Annotated in this window: 18 protein-coding genes; 12 read left to right on the forward strand and 6 right to left on the reverse strand. The window is 54.6% G+C overall.

Annotation, left to right across the window (positions count from 1 at the left end):
• Nucleotides 1–8 precede the first annotated feature (8 nt).
• The 9 genes from ACLJPE_RS16220 to araD all read left to right on the forward strand — a co-directional run bounded on the left by ACLJPE_RS16220 (nucleotide 9) and on the right by araD (nucleotide 8,020).
• A complete protein-coding gene (locus ACLJPE_RS16220; RefSeq protein ID WP_001646653.1) occupies nucleotides 9–473 on the forward strand; it encodes a YhcH/YjgK/YiaL family protein in 465 nt (154 codons plus the stop codon).
• Between the two features lie 23 nt (nucleotides 474–496).
• On the forward strand, nucleotides 497–1,429 hold the full coding sequence (locus ACLJPE_RS16225; protein ID WP_039513522.1) for a DUF4862 family protein: 933 nt from the start codon (nucleotides 497–499) through the stop codon (nucleotides 1,427–1,429).
• 138 nt (nucleotides 1,430–1,567) lie between these two features.
• A complete protein-coding gene (yiaM, locus tag ACLJPE_RS16230) occupies nucleotides 1,568–2,041 on the forward strand; it encodes a 2,3-diketo-L-gulonate TRAP transporter small permease YiaM (protein ID WP_000832313.1) in 474 nt (157 codons plus the stop codon).
• Nucleotides 2,042–2,043: 2 nt separating this feature from the next.
• The gene (gene yiaN, locus ACLJPE_RS16235) at nucleotides 2,044–3,321 is read left to right on the forward strand and encodes a 2,3-diketo-L-gulonate TRAP transporter large permease YiaN (protein WP_000301822.1); all 1,278 of its coding nucleotides are present in this window, start codon (nucleotides 2,044–2,046) and stop codon (nucleotides 3,319–3,321) included.
• Nucleotides 3,322–3,332: 11 nt separating this feature from the next.
• On the forward strand, nucleotides 3,333–4,319 hold the full coding sequence (yiaO, locus tag ACLJPE_RS16240; RefSeq protein WP_023215192.1) for a 2,3-diketo-L-gulonate TRAP transporter substrate-binding protein YiaO: 987 nt from the start codon (nucleotides 3,333–3,335) through the stop codon (nucleotides 4,317–4,319).
• Nucleotides 4,320–4,322: 3 nt separating this feature from the next.
• On the forward strand, nucleotides 4,323–5,819 hold the full coding sequence (locus ACLJPE_RS16245; RefSeq protein WP_039513519.1) for an FGGY-family carbohydrate kinase: 1,497 nt from the start codon (nucleotides 4,323–4,325) through the stop codon (nucleotides 5,817–5,819).
• The gene (gene ulaD / locus ACLJPE_RS16250) at nucleotides 5,816–6,478 is read left to right on the forward strand and encodes a 3-keto-L-gulonate-6-phosphate decarboxylase UlaD (RefSeq protein ID WP_039513517.1); all 663 of its coding nucleotides are present in this window, start codon (nucleotides 5,816–5,818) and stop codon (nucleotides 6,476–6,478) included. Before ACLJPE_RS16245 ends, ulaD begins: the two co-directional genes overlap by 4 nt.
• On the forward strand, nucleotides 6,471–7,331 hold the full coding sequence (locus ACLJPE_RS16255; RefSeq protein WP_023218903.1) for an L-ribulose-5-phosphate 3-epimerase: 861 nt from the start codon (nucleotides 6,471–6,473) through the stop codon (nucleotides 7,329–7,331). The genes ulaD and ACLJPE_RS16255 overlap by 8 nt, the downstream gene beginning before the upstream one ends.
• Nucleotides 7,325–8,020 (forward strand): L-ribulose-5-phosphate 4-epimerase, encoded by a 696-nt coding sequence (gene araD, locus ACLJPE_RS16260; RefSeq protein WP_000893176.1) that lies wholly within the window; start codon nucleotides 7,325–7,327, stop codon nucleotides 8,018–8,020. Before ACLJPE_RS16255 ends, araD begins: the two co-directional genes overlap by 7 nt.
• Nucleotides 8,021–8,168: 148 nt before the next feature.
• Here the strand turns inward: araD and ACLJPE_RS16265 are convergent, their stop codons facing one another.
• On the reverse strand, nucleotides 8,169–8,984 hold the full coding sequence (locus ACLJPE_RS16265) for a helix-turn-helix domain-containing protein (RefSeq protein ID WP_023225554.1): 816 nt from the start codon (nucleotides 8,982–8,984) through the stop codon (nucleotides 8,169–8,171).
• Nucleotides 8,985–9,247: 263 nt separating this feature from the next.
• On the opposite strand from ACLJPE_RS16265, the gene ACLJPE_RS16270 reads away from it, so the two are divergent.
• Nucleotides 9,248–11,203, forward strand: a complete 1,956-nt coding sequence (locus tag ACLJPE_RS16270) for a glycoside hydrolase family 127 protein (RefSeq protein WP_039513513.1) — start codon at nucleotides 9,248–9,250, stop codon at nucleotides 11,201–11,203.
• Between the two features lie 161 nt (nucleotides 11,204–11,364).
• Here the strand turns inward: ACLJPE_RS16270 and ACLJPE_RS16275 are convergent, their stop codons facing one another.
• Both ACLJPE_RS16275 and aldB read right to left on the reverse strand, forming a co-directional pair.
• On the reverse strand, nucleotides 11,365–11,526 hold the full coding sequence (locus ACLJPE_RS16275; protein WP_023230100.1) for a hypothetical protein: 162 nt from the start codon (nucleotides 11,524–11,526) through the stop codon (nucleotides 11,365–11,367).
• A gap of 18 nt (nucleotides 11,527–11,544) precedes the next feature.
• Nucleotides 11,545–13,083, reverse strand: a complete 1,539-nt coding sequence (aldB, locus tag ACLJPE_RS16280; protein WP_000183988.1) for an aldehyde dehydrogenase AldB — start codon at nucleotides 13,081–13,083, stop codon at nucleotides 11,545–11,547.
• A gap of 168 nt (nucleotides 13,084–13,251) precedes the next feature.
• Between aldB and ACLJPE_RS16285 the strand changes: the two genes are divergently transcribed.
• A complete protein-coding gene (locus ACLJPE_RS16285; RefSeq protein WP_001188277.1) occupies nucleotides 13,252–14,133 on the forward strand; it encodes an ROK family protein in 882 nt (293 codons plus the stop codon).
• A gap of 284 nt (nucleotides 14,134–14,417) precedes the next feature.
• Here the strand turns inward: ACLJPE_RS16285 and selB are convergent, their stop codons facing one another.
• From selB to ACLJPE_RS16300, 3 genes are all read right to left on the reverse strand, one after another.
• The gene (gene selB / locus ACLJPE_RS16290; protein ID WP_039513511.1) at nucleotides 14,418–16,268 is read right to left on the reverse strand and encodes a selenocysteine-specific translation elongation factor; all 1,851 of its coding nucleotides are present in this window, start codon (nucleotides 16,266–16,268) and stop codon (nucleotides 14,418–14,420) included.
• A complete protein-coding gene (selA, locus tag ACLJPE_RS16295; RefSeq protein WP_000200188.1) occupies nucleotides 16,265–17,656 on the reverse strand; it encodes an L-seryl-tRNA(Sec) selenium transferase in 1,392 nt (463 codons plus the stop codon). Before selA ends, selB begins: the two co-directional genes overlap by 4 nt.
• A gap of 98 nt (nucleotides 17,657–17,754) precedes the next feature.
• Complete coding sequence (locus ACLJPE_RS16300) at nucleotides 17,755–18,363, reverse strand: glutathione S-transferase (protein WP_000766675.1); 609 nt, start codon at nucleotides 18,361–18,363, stop codon at nucleotides 17,755–17,757.
• A gap of 475 nt (nucleotides 18,364–18,838) precedes the next feature.
• On the opposite strand from ACLJPE_RS16300, the gene mtlA reads away from it, so the two are divergent.
• On the forward strand, nucleotides 18,839–20,755 hold the full coding sequence (mtlA, locus tag ACLJPE_RS16305) for a PTS mannitol transporter subunit IICBA (protein ID WP_023233433.1): 1,917 nt from the start codon (nucleotides 18,839–18,841) through the stop codon (nucleotides 20,753–20,755).
• The last annotated feature ends 165 nt before the right edge of the window (nucleotides 20,756–20,920 follow it).

Genomic DNA, 20,920 nt, shown 5'->3' on the forward strand with positions numbered 1-20,920 from the left:
GCCACATCATGATTTTTGGACATATCGCGCAGCCAAATCCATGTCATTTGCCAGCCGCGATCGAGAAAGCGCTTCACTTTTTACGTACCACCGACTTTCGCACGCTGGAACCCGGCGTAGTGGAAATCGACGGCAAAAATATCTTCGCGCAGATTATCGATATGACCACCCGCGATGCTGCTGAAAATCGTCCGGAAGTCCATCGCCGCTATCTGGATATTCAGTTTCTGGCATGGGGCGAAGAGAAAATTGGGGTTGCCATTGATACCGGTAATAATCAAATCAGCGAGTCATTATTAGAACAGCGCGATATTATTTTTTATCACGACAGTGAACATGAATCATTCATTGAAATGATACCGGGAAGTTATGCCCTGTTTTTCCCGCAGGATGTTCATCGTCCAGGTTGTAATAAAAACATTGCTACGCCGATACGGAAAATAGTCGTAAAAGTCGCCATAGACGTTTTATAAAATAGAGTTTACTGGAGCACAAAATGAAAAATAATACCGGTTATATTATCGGTGCGTACCCTTGTGCACCCTCATTTCACCAGAAGAGTGAAGAGGAAGAGACGGAATTCTGGCGGCAACTCTCTGATACTCCGGATATCCGGGGGCTGGAGCAGCCTTGTCTTGAACATCTTCACCCGCTCGGCGACGAGTGGTTATTGCGCCATACACCGGGAAACTGGCAAATCGTGGTCACCGCGATAATGGAAACCATGCGCCGCCGTAGCGAAAACGGTGGTTTTGGATTAGCGTCCAGTGACGAGGAGCAGCGTAAAGCCTGCGTGGAATACTACCGTCATCTTTATCAGAAGATAAATAAACTCAATGCGAAAACCCCCGGCAAAGTCATAGCCCTTGAGCTTCATGCCGCCCCACTGGCGGGCAATCCGAACGTGGCGCAGGCAACCGACGCCTTTGCGTGCTCATTAAAAGAGATTGCCAACTGGGACTGGTCCTGCGACCTGGTGCTTGAACACTGCGACGCGATGACCGGCCCCGCACCGCGCAAAGGATTCTTACCGTTAGTAAACGTACTGGAAACTATTGCCGACTATGACATAAGCGTCTGCATTAACTGGGCGCGCTCGGCTATTGAAGGGCGGGATACCTCTCTACCGCTGATCCACACGCAGCAGGCCAAACAGGCTGGAAAACTCGGGGCGCTGATGTTCTCCGGTACAACGCTGGATGGAGAATACGGCGAATGGCAGGACCTCCATGCTCCGTTTGTACCTTTCTGTCCACAAAGCCTGATGACGGAGAAACATGTTAAAGAACTCATTACCGCCGCCGCTCCCGAACGGTTGCAGTTTACCGGCATTAAATTGTTGGAAATCAATGCCAGCGCCGATATTAATCACCGCATAAATATATTACGTGATGGTATTAATATGATGAAAAAGGCCACACGCAGCTAACCTGAATTAAACATCATCACCTTAATCCTCGGCCTGCAACTCAACGTTGCGCCGACCTAATATAAACCAAACATAAGAAATTAAGTTCCACTATTCAGCATCGAAAGAAATAAGTTTCTATAACCTGATGGAGTCGTTATGAAGCGGGTACTTGAGGGCATACTTGCGGTATTAATTGCCGTACTTTCCTGCATTGTATTTATTAACGTTATTTTACGTTACGGTTTTGAAAGCAGTATTTTGTCGGTAGATGAACTATCACGTTATCTATTTGTATGGCTGACGTTTATTGGCGCCATCGTTGCATTTATGGATAACGCTCACGTTCAGGTCACTTTTGTGGTGGAAAAACTTTCGCCAGCGAATCAGCGTCGTCTCTCGCTGCTGACGCATTCACTGATTTTATTGTTATGCATCGCATTAGGCTGGGGCAGCCTACAAAAAGCACTGCAGGACTGGAGCGATCACTCGCCAATCCTCGGTTTACCGATCGGCCTGATGTATATCGCCTGTCTGCCCACAAGCGTTGCCATCGCGTTAATCGAGCTGCGTCGGCTTTATCACTTAATAACGCGTAACGATTCCTTTCAACAACCACAGCAAGGAGCCTAATCATGGCCGTGGTGATATTTCTCTGCTGCCTGCTCGGCGGGATCGCGATAGGTTTACCCATCGCCTGGTCGCTGCTGCTTTGCGGCGCTGCTCTGATGGCATACCTGGATATGTTTGACGTGCAGATTATGGCGCAAACTTTGGTTAACGGCGCGGACAGCTTCTCCCTGCTGGCCATTCCCTTTTTTGTTTTGGCCGGTGAAATCATGAACGCGGGCGGCCTGTCAAAGCGAATCGTCGACCTGCCGATGAAGCTGGTCGGCCATAAGCCCGGCGGCCTGGGCTACGTGGGCGTTATTGCGGCAATGATTATGGCCAGCCTTTCCGGCTCTGCGGTAGCAGATACCGCTGCGGTCGCCGCGCTGCTGGTGCCGATGATGCGCTCCGCAAACTATCCGATCAACCGCTCCGTTGGGTTAATCGCTTCCGGCGGGATCATTGCGCCAATTATTCCGCCCTCGATTCCTTTTATTATCTTCGGCGTTTCCAGCGGCTTGTCGATCAGCAAGCTGTTTATGGCCGGGATCGCACCGGGCATCATGATGGGCGCGGCGCTTATGCTCACCTGGTGGTGGCAGGCCGGGCGATTAAATCTCCCTTCTCAGCCTAAAGCAACACCGCGTGAAATCTGGCAATCATTGGTTTCAGGTATCTGGGCGCTGTTTTTACCGGTGATTATTATCGGCGGCTTCCGTTCCGGACTTTTCACGCCAACGGAGGCAGGGGCGGTTGCCGCGTTTTACGCCCTCTTTGTCGCCGTGGTTATCTATCGGGAATTAACGTTTTCCAGTCTCTACCACGTGCTGGTCAATGCCGCCAAAACGACGTCAGTCGTCATGTTTCTGGTGGCCGCGGCCCAGGTATCCGCCTGGCTGATTACGATCGCGGAATTACCCATGATGGTGTCAGATTTGCTGCAGCCGCTGGTCGACTCTCCGCGACTCTTATTTATCGTCATTATGATCTCAATTATGGTCGTCGGTATGGTGATGGACTTAACGCCAACGGTGTTAATTCTTACCCCTGTATTATTGCCATTAGTTAAAGAAGCCAATATTGACCCGATTTATTTCGGCGTCATGTTCATTATTAACTGCTCTATTGGATTAATCACACCGCCCGTTGGCAACGTCCTCAACGTTATTTCCGGGGTAGCAAAATTGAAATTTGATGACGCGGTAAGAGGCGTATTCCCTTACGTTGTCGTACTGATGTCGTTGCTGGTTTTATTTATTTTTATTCCCGAGCTAATTATCACACCGCTTAAATGGATTAATTAAAGGATAATATTATGAAATTACACGTTATTGCTCGTTCATTATTGATAGCTGGTCTGACGGTTTTCAGCGTGTCGTCTCTGGCGGCGCAATCTTTACGTTTTGGTTATGAAACACCGCAAACTGACTCCCAACATATTGCCGCGAAAAAATTTAACGAATTATTAAAAGAAAAAACCAACGGCGAATTAACGCTAAAACTCTTTCCTGACAGCACATTAGGTAACGCCCAGGCAATGATCAGCGGGGTGCGCGGCGGAACCATTGATATGGAAATGTCCGGTTCGAACAATTTCACCGGCCTGGCCCCTGTATTCAACTTACTTGATGTCCCCTTCCTGTTTCGCGATACCGCGCATGCGCATAAAACGCTCGACGGTAAAGTCGGCGATGAACTGAAAAAATCACTCGATTCAAAAGGGTTAAAGGTCCTCGCCTACTGGGAAAACGGCTGGCGCGACGTCACCAACTCCCGCGCGCCGGTAAAAACGCCGGCCGATTTGAAAGGCTTAAAAATCCGCACTAACAACAGCCCAATGAATATCGCGGCCTTTAAAATCTTCGGCGCGAACCCTATTCCGATGCCGTTCTCCGAAGTCTATACCGGCCTCGAAACCCGTACGATTGATGCCCAGGAACACCCTATCAACGTCGTGTGGTCAGCGAAATTCTATGAGGTACAGAAATACCTCTCCCTCACTCATCACGCCTATTCGCCTCTGCTGCTGGTGATCAATAAAGCCAAATTCGACGCTTTAAGCCCGCAGTTCCAGGAGGCACTGCTGAGTTCCGCCAAAGAAGCGGGTGACTATCAGCGCAAACTGGTCGCCGAAGATCAGCAAAAAATTATCGATGGCATGAAAGAAGCCGGAGTTGAAGTCCTGACCGACATCGACCGTAAAGCCTTCAGCGATGCGCTGGGCAGCCAGGTGCGCGATATGTTCCTGAAAGACAACCCGCAGGGCGCCGATCTCCTGAAAGCCGTGGACGAGGTGCAATAAGTCATGAGCAATTACTGGCTGGGGTTAGATTGTGGTGGGAGTTGGCTAAAAGCCGGGTTGTACGATGGCGCAGGCCGGGAAGTAGCGGTGCAACGCCTGCCGCTACACGCTTTAAGCCCGCAGCCAGGCTGGGTTGAACGCGATATGACCGAACTGTGGCAACAGTGCGGCTCGGTCATCAACAAACTGCTGACGCACACGGGGGTGAGCGGCTCACAAATCCGTGGTCTGGGCATTTCCGCTCAGGGTAAGGGCCTGTTTCTGTTAGATAAAAGCGATCGGCCATTAGGTAAAGCGATACTCTCTTCCGACCGTCGCGCCATGGAAATTGTCCAGCGCTGGCAAAAAGAAGCGGTTCCGCAAAAACTCTACCCGCTGACCCGGCAAACCCTGTGGACCGGACATCCGGTCTCCCTTTTACGCTGGGTAAAAGAGAATGAGCCGCAGCGCTACGCGCAGATAGGCAGCGTCATGATGACGCATGACTATCTGCGCTGGTGCTTAACCGGCGTGAAGGGCTGCGAAGAGAGCAACATCTCCGAGTCCAACCTCTACAACATGGCGACGGGCCAGTACGACTCACGTCTGACCGAGTGGCTGGGCATCAGTGAAATCGATAGCGCGCTGCCCCCCGTGGTGGGTTCAGCCGAAATATGCGGGGAGATCACCGCTCAGGCGGCCGCCATCACCGGTCTGGCGGCGGGTACCCCCGTCGTTGGCGGCCTGTTTGACGTGGTTTCCACCGCCCTTTGCGCCGGTATTGAGGATGAATCAACGCTCAATGCGGTGATGGGGACCTGGGCCGTCACCAGCGGCATCGCTCACGGTCTGCGCGACCATGAGGCCCACCCTTACGTCTATGGCCGCTACGTCAATGACGGGCAGTATATCGTTCACGAAGCCAGCCCGACCTCCTCCGGCAACCTTGAATGGTTTACCGCCCAGTGGGGCGACCTCTCTTTTGACGAGATCAATCAGGCGGTCGCCAGCCTGCCGAAAGCCGGTAGCGACCTCTTTTTTCTGCCGTTTCTCTACGGCAGCAATGCCGGACTGGAGATGACCTGCGGTTTTTACGGCATGCAGGCGCTGCACACCCGCGCGCACCTGCTGCAGGCGATTTATGAAGGCGTGGTCTTCAGCCATATGACCCACCTCAACCGCATGCGTGAACGTTTTACCGACGTTTGCGCCCTGCGCGTTACCGGCGGACCGGCCCACTCCGACGTCTGGATGCAGATGCTGGCGGACGTCAGCGGTTTACGCATTGAACTGCCGCAGGTGGAGGAGACCGGCTGCTTCGGCGCGGCGCTGGCTGCCCGCGTCGGCACTGGCGTATATCGCGATTTCCGCGAGGCCCAACGCGACCTGCAGCACCCGGTGCGCACGCTGCTGCCGGACATGACCGCACACGCCCTCTACCAGCGCAAATACCGCCAATACCAGCATTTGATTGAAGCACTACAGGGCTATCACGCCCGTATTAAGGAGCACGCATTATGAGCCGACCACTACTGCAACTGGCGCTCGACCACACCAATCTGGAAGCAGCCCAGCGCGATGTCGCCCTGCTACAGGATCATGTCGATATCGTTGAGGCTGGCACCATCCTCTGTTTAACCGAAGGTCTTAGCGCGGTGAAAGCCCTGCGAGCGCAGTGCCCGGAAAAAATCATCGTCGCCGACTGGAAAGTGGCCGATGCCGGTGAAACCCTGGCGCAGCAGGCTTTTGGCGCTGGCGCCAACTGGATGACCATCATCTGCGCCGCGCCGCTCGCCACGGTCGAGAAAGGCCATGCCGTTGCCCAGTCCTGCGGCGGTGAAATTCAAATGGAACTGTTCGGCAACTGGACGCTGGACGACGCCCGAGACTGGTATCGCGTCGGGGTTCGCCAGGCGATTTACCACCGCGGACGCGATGCGCAGGCCAGCGGGCAGCAGTGGGGAGAAGCGGACCTGGCGCGTATGAAGGCGTTGTCCGACATCGGCCTTGAACTGTCAATTACCGGCGGCATTACCCCAGCGGATCTGCCGCTGTTCCGCAACATTAACGTTAAGGCATTTATCGCCGGACGTGCGCTGGCGGGTGCCGCCCATCCGGCGCAGGTCGCAGCCGAATTCCACGCCCAAATTGACGCCATTTGGGGAGAAAAGCATGCGTAATCATCCATTAGGTATTTACGAGAAAGCGCTGGCGAAAGACCTCAGTTGGCCGGAGCGGCTGGTGCTGGCAAAAAGCTGCGGTTTTGATTTTGTTGAGATGTCGGTGGATGAAACCGACGAACGTCTCTCACGCCTGGAGTGGACCTCGGCCCAACGCGCTTCGCTGGTGAACGCGATGCTGGAAAGCGGCGTCGCTATCCCGTCAATGTGTCTCTCCGCCCATCGCCGTTTCCCTTTTGGCAGCCGCGACGAAGCGGTACGCGAGCGGGCGCGTGAAATCATGACCAAAGCCATTCGCCTGGCGCGCGATCTGGGGATCCGCACCATCCAGTTAGCGGGTTACGACGTCTATTACGAAGAGCACGACGAAGGCACCCGGCAACGTTTCGCCGAAGGGCTGGCGTGGGCGGTAGAACAGGCTGCGGCTGCGCAGGTGATGCTGGCGGTGGAGATCATGGATACCGCGTTTATGAACTCCATCAGCAAGTGGAAAAAGTGGGACGAGATGCTTTCGTCACCGTGGTTCACCGTTTATCCAGACGTCGGCAACCTCAGCGCCTGGGGGAACGACGTGACCGCCGAGCTGAAGCTGGGTATCGACCGTATCGCCGCTATCCACCTGAAAGACACGCTGCCAGTGACCGGTGACAGCCCCGGCCAGTTCCGCGACGTGCCGTTTGGCGAAGGGTGCGTTGATTTTGTTGGCATCTTCAAAACGCTGCATGAGCTGAACTATCGCGGTTCATTTCTGATTGAGATGTGGACAGAGAAAGCCAGTGAGCCGGTGCTGGAAATTATCCAGGCCCGACGCTGGATTGAATCACGGATGCAGGAAGGAGGTTTCACATGTTAGAGCAACTGAAAGCCGAGGTGCTGGCGGCCAACCTGGCGCTTCCGGCGCACGGGCTGGTCACCTTTACCTGGGGCAACGTCAGCGCGGTCGATGAGACGCGCAAGCTGATGGTCATTAAGCCTTCCGGCGTCGAATATGAGGTGATGACCGCCGACGATATGGTGGTGGTAGAGATCGCCAGCGGCAAGGTCGTTGAAGGCAACAAAAAACCGTCGTCCGATACCGCGACCCATCTGGCGCTCTATCGCCGCTATCCACAGATCGGTGGGATCGTGCATACCCATTCCCGCCATGCGACGATCTGGTCGCAGGCCGGGCTCGATCTGCCCGCCTGGGGCACCACCCACGCCGACTATTTCTATGGCGCGATCCCCTGTACCCGACTGATGACCGTTGAGGAAATTAACGGCGAGTACGAGTATCAGACCGGCGAGGTGATTATTAAAACCTTTGAAGAGCGCGGTCTGGATCCGGCGCAAATCCCGGCGGTATTGGTTCATTCGCACGGCCCGTTTGCCTGGGGTAAAAATGCCGCCGATGCCGTCCACAACGCCGTGGTGCTTGAGGAGTGCGCCTATATGGGGCTGTTCTCGCGCCAGCTGGCCCCGCAGCTACCGGATATGCAATCTGAACTGCTCGATAAACACTATCTGCGTAAACATGGCGCGAATGCCTATTACGGGCAGTAACAGCCTATGTCGGATGGCGGCTGCGCCTTATCCGACCTACAAAACTTGCAATATCAATACGTTGCGATGAACTCTTGTAGGCCCGATAAGCAAAGCGCCATCGGGCATTCAGTTTGCAACCGCGTTGTCAGAGGGCCAAAGATTATACTCAAGAATTAACGTGTTCCTTACTGTAGCGCCGCTTCCAGGCGGTAGGCGTCAGGCCGGTGTGCTTGCGGAAGATCTGGCGAAAGTAACCAACGTCATTAAAACCGCACCGCTCCGCCACCTCTTTTAACGAACGTGCGTCGCTAATCAGCAACTTTTCCGCCTCGCGCACCCGCTGGCGGTGGATGGCTTCCGTTAGCGTAAGGTGAAATACCCGCCGATAAACGCGTCCCAGATAATCCACATTGCAATGCAGTTCTTTCGCCAGAACCGAGCTGGAAAGCGGCAGGTGATAGTGCGTTCGAATCAGCTGCTGCACTTTCCAGGCCAGCGACACGCCAGCGGCCTCGGCGTTTTCATTCTGCCGGGCGTCAACGGTGAGCTGCTGCAAAATCAGCAGCACGATGAACTCCAGCGCCGGGCTGCGCTGGTGCTTTTCCTGCTCGTTCATAAACTGGCGAAAAAGCGCAATCAGCGCCTGCGGATCGGCAACCTGGGTATGCTGCGGCACGGAAAGATGCGTCAGCCAGCGCGGATCGCTGTCCGGCGCTTTGACCTCAAAATGGAGCCAGTAAAATTTAAGATCGGCGGGAAACTCCTCAACGCCAATATGGCGGCGATGCGGCCAAAGCAACAGGCTTTCCCCGGCTTCGACACAGAAAACACATTCTTCTTCCTGAATTTTCAGGCGGCCTTTTTCCACAAATATAATTTCCCACGATTGCAGACGCCTGGCAGGATGACGCCCAATGCCGCGAGAAATAAATAATCCGCCGTTTTGGACTTTAATCGGTAATGTTATGGATAATTCGAGCATTAATATGTCATTTCCCGCTCATTCAGCACCGTATTTCATATTAGCCTTTGATTATTAACTAAAAATAGTCATTTCACTCGATCCATCTCACATTTTTAAATACGGGTCGGAATCGTCATCTTTTTTTACTCTTTTATCGCCTTGTCGCTCACCGCTATCTGGGCAAAATGAATCAGGTCATAACGCGAAAATAAAAATTACTGCCATAAAATACCCCGTCAGCGAGGAATATCTATGACCTCTATAGCCTTAAGGAGCACGAAATGAACGTACTGGAAGTCGATCTGCATAAACTGACGGTCAGCGATCCGTTCCTCGGACAGTATCAACAACTGGTTCGCGATGTGGTTATTCCTTACCAGTGGGATGCGTTAAACGATCGTATTCCAGAGGCTGAACCCAGCCATGCCATTGAAAATTTCCGCATTGCCGCAGGACAGCAGACGGGCGACTTTTACGGCATGGTCTTTCAGGACAGCGACGTGGCGAAATGGCTGGAAGCGGTTGCCTGGTCACTGTGCCAGAAGCCCGATCCCGCGCTTGAGAAAACCGCCGATGAGGTGATTGAACTGGTGGCCGCCGCACAGTGTGACGATGGCTATCTCAATACGTACTTTACGGCAAAAGCCCCGCAAGAACGCTGGAGCAACCTGGCGGAGTGCCACGAGCTTTATTGCGCCGGGCATCTGATTGAAGCAGGCGTCGCCTTCTTTCAGGCCACCCGCAAGCGTCGGCTGCTAGACGTCGTTTGTCGCCTGGCCGATCATATCGACAGCACTTTCGGCCCTGGCGAAAATCAGCTGCACGGCTATCCGGGCCACCCGGAAATTGAGCTGGCGCTGATGCGTCTGTATGAGGTAACAGAGCAGCCGCGCTATATGACGCTGGCAAGCTACTTTATCGGGCAGCGCGGTGCCCAACCGCACTTCTACGACGAAGAGTACGAAAAACGCGGCCAAACCTCTTACTGGCATACCTACGGCCCGGCGTGGATGGTCAAAGACAAAGCCTACAGCCAGGCGCATCTGCCAATTTCGCAGCAGCAGACGGCCATTGGCCACGCGGTACGTTTTGTCTATCTGATGACTGGCGTGGCGCATCTCGCTCGCCTGAGCAACGATGAAGGCAAACGCCAGGACTGCCTGCGCCTGTGGAAAAATATGGCGCAGCGTCAGCTATATATCACCGGAGGCATCGGTTCCCAGAGCAGCGGCGAAGCCTTTAGCAGCGATTACGATTTACCGAATGATTCGGTCTATGCGGAAAGCTGCGCTTCAATCGGCCTGATGATGTTCGCCCGCCGGATGCTGGAAATGGAAGCCGATAGCCAGTACGCCGACGTGATGGAGCGCGCGCTGTACAACACCGTCCTCGGTGGTATGGCGCTGGATGGCAAGCATTTCTTCTACGTCAACCCGCTGGAAGTGCATCCAAAATCGTTAAAATTCAACCATATTTACGATCACGTTAAGCCCATCCGCCAGCGCTGGTTTGGCTGCGCCTGCTGCCCGCCGAACATCGCCCGCGTGCTCACCTCCCTTGGTCACTACATCTACACGCCGCGTGCGGATGCGCTGTACATCAATATGTACGTGGGTAACAGCATGGAAATACCGGTTGAAAATGGCGCGCTCAAACTGCGAATCAGCGGGAACTACCCGTGGCATGAGCAGGTGAAGATTGCCATCGACTCTGTACAGCCGGTACGTCACACGCTGGCGCTACGTCTGCCGGACTGGTGCCCTGAGGCAAAAGTGACGCTCAACGGGCTGGAAGTGGAGCAGGATATTCGCAAAGGTTATCTGCATATCCGTCGAACCTGGCAGGAGGGCGATACGATAACCCTGACGCTGCCGATGCCGGTTCGCCGCGTGTATGGCAATCCGCTGGCGCGTCACGTCGCCGGTAAGGTCGCCATTCAGCGCGGGCCGCTGGTCTATTGCCTTGAGCAGGCCGATAACGGCGAAGAACTGCATAATCTGTGGTTACCGAAAGAGAGTGAGTTCCGGGTCTTTGAGGGCAAAGGGCTTTTTGCGCATAAGATGCTGATTCAGGCTGAAGGCGAGAAGCAAAGCGCCCCAGATGCGCAGCATCAGGCGTTGTGGCACTACGATAACGCGCCGTCATCGCGCCAGCCGCAGACGCTAACGTTCATTCCGTGGTTTAGCTGGGCCAACCGCGGCGAGGGCGAAATGCGGATTTGGGTCAACGAGCGGTAATACTGTGCCGGATGGCGGCTGCGCCTTATCCGGCCTACAAGATTTGCAATATCAGTATATTGCGATGAATTTTTGTAGGCCCGATAAGCGAAGCGCCATCGGGCATTACCACCAGGCTGATATCAATTCGGTAGGCCCGATAAGCGAAGCGCCATCGGGCATTACCACCAGGCTGATATCAATGCGGTAGGCCCGATAAGCGAAGCGCCATCGGGCATTACCACCAGGCTGATATCAATGCGGTAGGCCCGATAAGCGCAGCGCCATCGGGCATTACCACCAGGCTGATAACAATGCGGTAGGCCCGATAAGCGCAGCGCCATCGGGCATTACCTCTTGCGTCAGAACAGCCCCAGAGGCTTATCGGAATAGCTCACCAGCAGGCACTTGGTTTGCTGGTAGTGTTCCAGCATCATCTTATGCGTTTCGCGCCCGATGCCAGACTGCTTATAGCCGCCAAACGCCGCGTGTGCCGGATAGGCGTGATAGCAGTTGGTCCATACGCGCCCGGCCTGAATGCCGCGACCCATCTTATAAGCCAGATTGCCGTTGCGGCTCCAGACGCCTGCGCCGAGGCCATACTGCGTATCGTTAGCGATTTCCAGCGCCTCCTCCATGGTTTTAAAGGTGGTTACCGCCAGCACCGGGCCAAAGATCTCCTCCTGAAAGACGCGCATATTATTCTTACCAAACAGGATAGTGGGCTCAAGGTAATAGCCCTCTTTAAGTTCGCCATCCAGCTCCTTGCGTCGCCCACCGGTCAGAATATCGGCCCCCTCTTTTTTACCGATATCGATATAATTGAGGATAGTCTCAAGCTGGCCGTGGGAGACCTGCGCCCCCATTTGCGTACCGCTATCTAGCGGGTTCCCGCTGCGAATGCTCTCTACCCGGCGAATAGCGCGCTCCATAAAGCGCTCATAGATGGACTCCTGGACCAGCGCACGGCTTGGACAGGTACACACCTCGCCCTGGTTAAAGGCAAACAGGGCAAAACCCTCCAGCGCTTTATCAAAGAACGCATCTTCTTCATCCATCACGTCAGCAAAGAAGATATTTGGCGATTTACCGCCTAACTCCAGCGTCACCGGAATAATATTCTGCGTGGCGTACTGCATGATCTGTTGACCCACTTCCGTCGAACCGGTAAACGCCACCTTCGCGATACGTTTCGAGGTCGCCAGATATTCACCGATCTCGCCACCCGCGCCGTTCACGACGTTGACGACGCCCGGTGGTAACAGATCGCCAATGACTTCCATCAACAGCAGAACGGAAAGCGGCGTCAGGCGTGCCGGTTTAAGCACTACGCAGTTACCCGCCGCCAGCGCTGGCGCCATTTTCCAGCTTGCCATCAACAACGGAAAGTTCCACGGGATTATCTGCCCCACGACGCCAAGCGGTTCGTGAAAATGGTAGGCCACGGTTTCGCTATCAACTTCGCTGATCCCACCCTCCTGCGCACGTATACAGGAGGCGAAATAGCGGAAATGATCGATCGCCAGCGGTACGTCGGCGGCGCTGGTTTCACGAATCGGTTTACCGTTATCCCAGGTTTCCGCTGTCGCCAACAGTTCGAGGTTTTGTTCCATCCGATCGGCGATCTTAAACAAGATAGCGGCACGGTCTTGTACTGACGTATGCGCCCACTTATCTTTCGCCTTATGCGCGGCGTCGAGCGCTAAATCGATATCTTTTTTACCGGAGGAAGCGACTTCACATAGCGGCTGGCCGGTCACTGGCGTCAGGTTTTGATAATATTCGCCGTCGGCGGGCGCAACCCAGTCACCGCCAATAAAATTGTCATAGCGGGCTTTTAATTTCAGTGGGTACCCGTATTCACCTGGCTGAATACGTGTTGAAGGGGGATTGTTCGTCATGACCAACTCCTTATTGTAAAGGTACTCCACAAGGGTAGACGGTACTGGTGAATTTTTCGCCAATGGTTTCCCGCTTTACGACAGCAATCACGAATTACTTTCCTTTACGTTTCTCCGTCTGGTTTTAGCCATACTAAACAGGTGCCTGTTTAACGTACGGAGAACACTATGCAGCAATATATCGGTATTGATGTGGGAGGAACTCACGTCAAATATGGCGTGATTAACAGTGACGGCGAAGAATTAACCCATCATCAATTCGATACGCCAGAGGACGCCTCCACGTTTACCCGCAAATGGCAGGATGTGGTGGCGCGTTGCCAACAGGACTATGACATTGCGGCAATCGGGGTCAGTTTCCCCGGCCATATTAATCCCCATAACGGTCATGCGGCAAAAGCGGGCGCGCTGGCTTACCTGGATAACGTCAACCTGATGGATTTGTTCAGCGGGCTGACCGATCTGCCGCTGGTCGTGGAGAACGACGCGAACTGCGCGGCGCTGGGCGAAATGTGGCGAGGCGCCGGGCAGCATTATGACAATCTGGTCTGTATCACCATTGGAACCGGCATTGGCGGCGGTATTATCGTCGGACGAGAGCTGTATCGCGGCGCACATTTCCATGCCGGTGAATTCGGCGTCATGCCGGTCGGGAACAATGGCGAAAGTATGCATAAAATCGCGTCAACCAGCGGATTAATGGCGTCGTGCCGCCAGGCGCTGGCACTGCCTGCCGAAGAGATGCCGCCTGCGGATGTGATCTTCGAACGAATGGCGACCGATGTTCATCTGCGTGAGGCGGTCAATGACTGGGCGCGTTATCTGTCACGCGGCGTTTACAGCGTGATCTCTATGTTTGATCCGGGCGTGGTGCTGATCGGCGGAGGAATAAGCGAACAGGAAAAACTCTACCCGCTCCTGACGCGGCATCTTGAAACGTTTGAAATGTGGGAGGCGCTCCAGGTGCCGATTCAGCCCTGCCAACTGGGAAATCAGGCGGGCAGGCTGGGCGCCGTCTGGCTGGCGCAGCAAAAGCTCGACCGAAGCTAACGTATTACGCCTTATCCGGCCTGCATCGTCTACGCAGGCCCGGTAAGCGTCCGCGCCACCGGGCAAAGGCGTTACATCGCCGCGCGATAAATTTCCACAATCTCATCGTGAGTCGCCTGACTAAGGCGCAAAGAATATGGGCAAAACTATTTTGATAATAGGCTCACGATGGCTATTTTAAGAAGTCAGAAAAATAAAAAGCACATCAGGTTCGTTTGCTGATGTGCTTTTTATAAAGCAACGCAATAATTGTATTGCTTCATTTCTGATTTAAATTAACCATTTCATTCTTTTTGCGGAAATAATAACGCATCACGTAATAAATGATCATTCCCACGGCGTCGTGTAAATCCAATCCGGTCAAAATATTCAAGAATCTGAATAGCCAGTTTCCGCCCTACATTCAGCCTGTCGCGAAAATCCGCCGCACACGTTGATCCTCTCTCTTGATCCAGCTCGCGGATCATATTGGCGAAAGCGACAATCCGATCGTTACGATAGTACCGATCTTTTACGATCGCGGTAATGATGCCTTGCTGTGCCGCCTGCCGCAGCACCAGCCGCATCAATTGTTCTTCCGTTCCGGTCTCTTTCGCCAGATCGCGTACCCACCAGGGCTCATCGCCAAATAGCGGTTCAACTTTTTGCCAGACGGCCTGCTGCTCATCGCTAAATCCCGCTTTATGATTCGGCAGATGCAACCAACCGTGATGGCTATGAATCAGGCCGTCGTCGCGCATCCGCTCGATCAGCATCAGGACCAGCGCTTCATCTTCCATTGGCAGGGCCATGCGGCGTAAACGCTCGCGTCCCGGCCCCGGTTCATCGCGGTGCTGTTCGTGGTAGGTCGCCAGCGTATCGAGAATCTTACGCTGCCAGCGGGCGGCGACGGGCGCGCTTAGCAGATTGTCTCCGGCCTGGATAAAACCATGTTGCTCAATAAGCTGACGCATACCGAGAGGATTAAGCTGACGCGCCCAACCGAAATCCGGCAGGTTGACGGCGCCGCGTTCCAGATGAATGGCCAACGCCGCGCTATCGTCCTGCGCGGCGGCAAGCGTTGAAAGCCAGTGCAAATAATCTGGCTTACGTTTACCGCGACGCGGCGCCTTAAGCGTCACCACGCGTGCGCCGGCAAGGGTGGCGCGTGCGGAAATATCACGCAGCACCAGTCTGTCATTATCGGCCAGCCACAACGGCGTATCGAAGATCAGCTCGGCCAGCCCGCCTTCCAGCAAAGAGACGCGACCGGTCACATGGCTGGCGGCATGGTGAATATGTAGCGGCTGCCATTGGGAAAGCGGCGCATGAAGTGCCAGAGAAACGATCACCCGGGAAAAAGCTTCCCCCACCGGCGCATCGGAAAGCAGCCAGTCGCCGCGGTTAAGCTGTTCCTTCTCCGCATCGCCCGCAATATTGAGCGCAATACGTTGCCCGGCGTGCGCATGGTCGGTAGGCTGATTTTGTGCGTGCAGGCTACGCACCCGCATCGGTTTATTTACTCCGGTTAACCACAGCGTATCACCTACCTTCACCTCTCCGCTCAGCGCCGTTCCGGTCACCACCAGTCCCGCCCCTTTCACCGTAAACGCACGGTCGATAGCCAGACGGAAGCGATGCTGCGCGGCGTGCAAACGTGCAGGAAGCTGCTGTAAATGAGCGCGAAGTTCTGCAATACCGCGTCCTTCATTGGCAGCGGTGACAAATAAAACGGTATCGGCGAAGCCATAGTTGTCGAGCGCCGCCAGTACCTCTTCTCGTACTTCACCGATACGCGCCTCGTCCACGCGATCGGCTTTGGTCAGCGCGACGGTGAGCTGGAGATTGCCCGTCAGTTGCAGGATCTGTAAATGCTCGCGCGTTTGCGCCATGACGCCGTCATCACAGGCGACCACCAGCAAAGCGTGATCGATACCGCCTACGCCCGCCAGCATGTTAGAGAGGAATTTTTCATGCCCAGGCACATCGATAAAGCCCAGCACACGGCCATCCGGCTGCGGCCAATAGGCGTAACCCAGATCGATAGTCATCCCGCGTTTTTTCTCTTCCGGCAGACGGTCGGCATTGACCCCGGTAATCGCCTGGAGCAACGTTGTTTTACCGTGGTCTACGTGTCCGGCAGTTGCAATAATCATTTCAGCATCATCTCCATAAACCGGCTTTCGTCTTCAAGACAGCGCATATCCAGCCATAAACGGCCATCATAAATTCGGCCAATGACCGGTACAGGCAGCGTGCGCCAGCGAGCCGCCAGCGCCTCCAGCCGACTACCGCGCCCGTCGTGCGGGGTAAAGGTCATGGCGGCGCTGGGAAGGCGGTCTACCGGTAATGAACCGCTGCCGATTTGCGACAGGCAGGGTTTAACCTCCAGCGCAAATTCATCGCCGTAACGTGCCGCCAGCCGCGCCTGTAACCGCTGCGCTTGTTCGCGAATCGACGCTTCACTGCGGGTTAACAGACGCAGGGTGGGTAATTTCTCCGCCAACGCTTCCGGGTGCAGATACAGACGTAACGTGGCCTCCAGCGCCGCCAGCGTCATTTTATCCGCGCGCAGAGCGCGTTTCAGCGGATGGCTTTGCAGTTGGGCAATCATCGCTTTTTTGCCGACGATGATCCCGGCCTGCGGCCCGCCCAGCAACTTATCGCCGGAGAAGCTTACCAGGCTGACGCCTGCGGCAATGAGCTGCTGCGGCATCGGCTCTTTGGGTAAGCCATATTGACTTAAATCCACCAGCGAACCGCTGCCCAGATCCGCCACCACCGGAATATCCAGCTCTCGCCCGATTTCCGCCAGTTCCGCTTCCTCTACCGTTTTGGTAAAGCCCTCAATGCTGTAATTACTGGTATGCACCTTCATCAACAGCCCGGTATTTTCATTTACCGCCTGACGGTAATCTTTCGCGTGCGTCCGGTTGGTGGTGCCCACTTCATGCAGCGTACAGCCCGCCTGGCGCATAACATCCGGAATACGAAACGCGCCGCCGATTTCGACCAGCTCGCCACGCGAAACCACTACCTCTTTGCCGCTGGCGGTCGCCGCCAGCATCAGCAATACCGCCGCCGCATTGTTATTGACGATACAGGCGTCTTCCGCCCCGGTGATACGGCATAATAGCGTCGCCAGCGCCCGGTCGCGATGCCCCCGCCCGGCGCCATCCAAATCGTATTCCAGCGTCACCGGCGCGCGCATCGCCTGCGTTACCGCCTCAATCGCTTCTTGCGCCTGCAAGGCGCGGCCAAGATTGGTGTGCAGCACCGTCCCCGTCAGATTAATCACCGGGCGCAGCGCGCTTTGCGCCGCATTTTCCAGCCGGAGTTTCGCCTCTTGCGCCCAGTCTGCGTACCAGTCGGGAAGCGTTTGCGTATTCCGTATGACGTCGCGCGCGTCGTCAAGCATCCGCCTAAGCAGATCAACCACCTGGGTATGGCCATACCGATCGCGCAGAGAAAGAAAAGCGCTATCGTGCAATAAGCGATCGATAGCAGGAAGCTGGCTGTAGAGTGTACGCGTTTCGCTTGTCATGAAAATGCCTGGCTGTTGGTGGCCCTCTCCTGGCGGGAGAGGGATATCGACATAAGGGGGATTGTAACGTGAGTTTGCTCAGGCGGACATAATGCGCGTCAAGCCTTTGGCGCTTCGGTGCGGGCAAAGCTTTCGCGTTGAAAAAGCGTTTCGACCAGTTTGACCAGGTGGGGGCGGCTAACGCACCAGCCAGGCGCGACCCGGCGGAAGTTGAGATAGCCTACCGCACAGGCAATCGCGATAGTCGCCAGATTGACCGTATCCGTTTTTAGCGTCCCGTCGCTCAGATAACTTTCGAGCATATCCAGGCTGCGGTTGATTTTTTCCCGCTGGCGCAGCAGTTCCGTTTCCGATTGTTGCGCCGCCGGGCGCGCCTGTTCGCGTACAGACACCAACGCTGCATCCATAATACCGTCAGCCAACGCTTCGAGCTGGCGAACTTTAAGCGCTGCCATCGGGTCACGCGGGAGCATCGCTGGCGCGATATCCAACAGCTCAATATATTCCGCGATGATCGGCGAATCGAACCAGTACTCCCCTTTCTCCGTCACCAGCGCTGGCACCTTACCCAGAGGGTTGTATTGCGCCACGCCGTTATCCGCCTCGTAGGGTAATTCATTAATAAATTCGAAGGTAATGCCCTTTTCGAGCAGCAGAATAGAGATTTTGCGCACAAAAGGGCTGGTGTAGCTACCGATGAGTTTCATGCCGTGTCCTTTTTGCCAACCAGTAAAAATCATAGTATGGCTCAAATAAGACGAAAAGAGACGCAAAAAGAGGTTGCTGAATGACATAACGTGAGAAGGCTCGCGACAAAATGTTTGCCGGATCGTATTGACGTTACCCGGGCTTAAAATTTCTTGTGAATAAGATCACAAAAATTCAACAAAGCACCAAAATAAAAATGTGAAATATCTCACATAAAATTGCCTTTTAAGAGCTAAAAATTAGATTCGTTGTTTTTTTACACAGCCACTTTGTGATCAATATCACATCAATTACCTCTCTACCCCCTATATTTATGTGACACAAATCACATAAATTGTCCCTGTCTGGACAGTTGAACGATTCAGTGCCAGATTGCGCAGTATCTACACTACAGGGTCCGGCTACCTCTGCCGCTACATTAACAAACCTCGGGCTTTCAGCCTGCGCGACAGCAACATAAGAAGGGGTGTTTTTATGTCATCCGATATTAAGATCAAAGTGCAAAGCTTTGGTCGATTCCTCAGCAATATGGTGATGCCTAATATCGGCGCGTTTATCGCGTGGGGTATTATCACCGCATTATTTATTCCAACAGGGTGGTTGCCTAACGAAACGCTGGCGAAACTGGTTGGTCCGATGATCACCTACCTGCTGCCGCTGCTCATCGGTTATACCGGCGGTCGTCTGGTTGGCGGCGAACGCGGCGGCGTAGTGGGCGCTATCACTACCATGGGCGTTATTGTCGGCGCGGATATGCCGATGTTCCTCGGCTCGATGATCGCCGGTCCATTAGGCGGCTACTGCATTAAGAAATTCGACAGTTGGGTAGACGGTAAGATCAAATCCGGTTTTGAGATGTTGGTGAACAACTTCTCCGCTGGCATCATCGGTATGATCCTCGCCATCCTGGCGTTCCTCGGTATTGGTCCGGCGGTTGAAGTCCTGTCCAAAATTCTGGCGGCGGGCGTTAACTTCATGGTGGCGCACGATATGCTGCCGCTGGCGTCCATTTTTGTTGAACCGGCGAAAATCCTGTTCCTCAATAACGCGATTAACCACGGCATCTTCTCACCGCTGGGTATCCAGCAGTCCCATGAGATGGGTAAATCCATCTTCTTCCTGATTGAAGCTAACCCGGGTCCGGGGATGGGCGTCCTGCTGGCGTACATGTTCTTCGGTCGTGGCAGCGCTAAACAGTCTGCGGGCGGCGCGGCAATTATCCACTTCCTGGGCGGTATCCATGAGATCTACTTCCCGTACGTGCTGATGAACCCACGCCTGATTCTGGCGGTGATTCTCGGCGGTATGACCGGCGTATTCACCCTGACCATCCTGAACGGCGGTCTGGTCTCTCCGGCATCTCCGGGTTCCATTCTGGCGGTACTGGCGATGACGCCAAAAGGCGCTTACTTCGCTAACATCGCTGCCATCGTGGCGGCAATGGCGGTGTCCTTCGTGGTGTCTGCAATTCTGCTGAAAACCAGCAAAATGAAAGAAGAAGATGACATTGAAGCGGCCACCCGTCGTATGCAGGACATGAAAGCGGAATCTAAAGGCGCCTCTCCGCTGGCGGCTGGCGACGTGACCAACGACCTGAGCCATGTGCGTAAAATCATCGTGGCTTGCGATGCCGGTATGGGTTCCAGCGCGATGGGCGCAGGGGTACTGCGTAAGAAAGTACAGGATGCGGGCCTGAGCCAGATCTCCGTCACCAACAGCGCCATTAACAATCTGCCGCCGGATGTGGATCTGGTCATTACTCACCGTGACCTTACCGAGCGCGCGATGCGTCAGGTACCGCAGGCGCAGCATATTTCGCTGACCAACTTCCTGGATAGCGGCCTGTACACCAGCCTGACCGAACGTCTGGTTGCCGCACAGCGCCACAATACTAATGAAGAGAAAGTACGCGACCATCTGAAAGACAGCTTTGAGGAGGGTGATAACAACCTGTTCAAGCTGGGCGCGGAGAATATCTTCCTGGGCCGTAAAGCCGCTAACAAAGAAGAGGCGATTCGCTTTGCCGGTGAACAACTGGTGAAAGGCGGCTATGTTGAGCCGGAATACGTCGAAGCGATGCTGGACCGCGAAAAGCTGACGCCGACTTACCTCGGTGAATCCATCGCAGTTCCGCACGGCACGGTAGAAGCGAAAGACCGCGTGCTGAAAACCGGCGTGGTGTTCTGCCAGTATCCGGAAGGCGTACGCTTCGGTGAAGAAGAAGACGATATTGCCCGTCTGGTCATTGGTATCGCCGCACGTAACAATGAGCACATCCAGGTCATCACTAGTCTGACCAACGCGCTGGATGATGAATCCGTGATCGAACGTCTGGCGCACACCACCAGCGTGGATGAAGTGCTGGAACTGCTGGCAGGTAAAAAAGCTTAACAGTTAAGTATCCCCAAAATAGTTCGAGCTGCAGGAAGGCGGCAACGCAGTGAATCCCCAGGAGCGTACATAAGTACGTGACTGGGGTGAGCGAGGAGAGCCAACGCATCTGCAGTTCGAAATATGAAGGCGATATCCTCTCCCTTGTGGAGAGGGTTAGGTTGA

The organism is Salmonella sp. SAL04196 (assembly GCF_046550835.1).
Classification (GTDB): Bacteria; Pseudomonadota; Gammaproteobacteria; order Enterobacterales; family Enterobacteriaceae; genus Salmonella; species Salmonella enterica.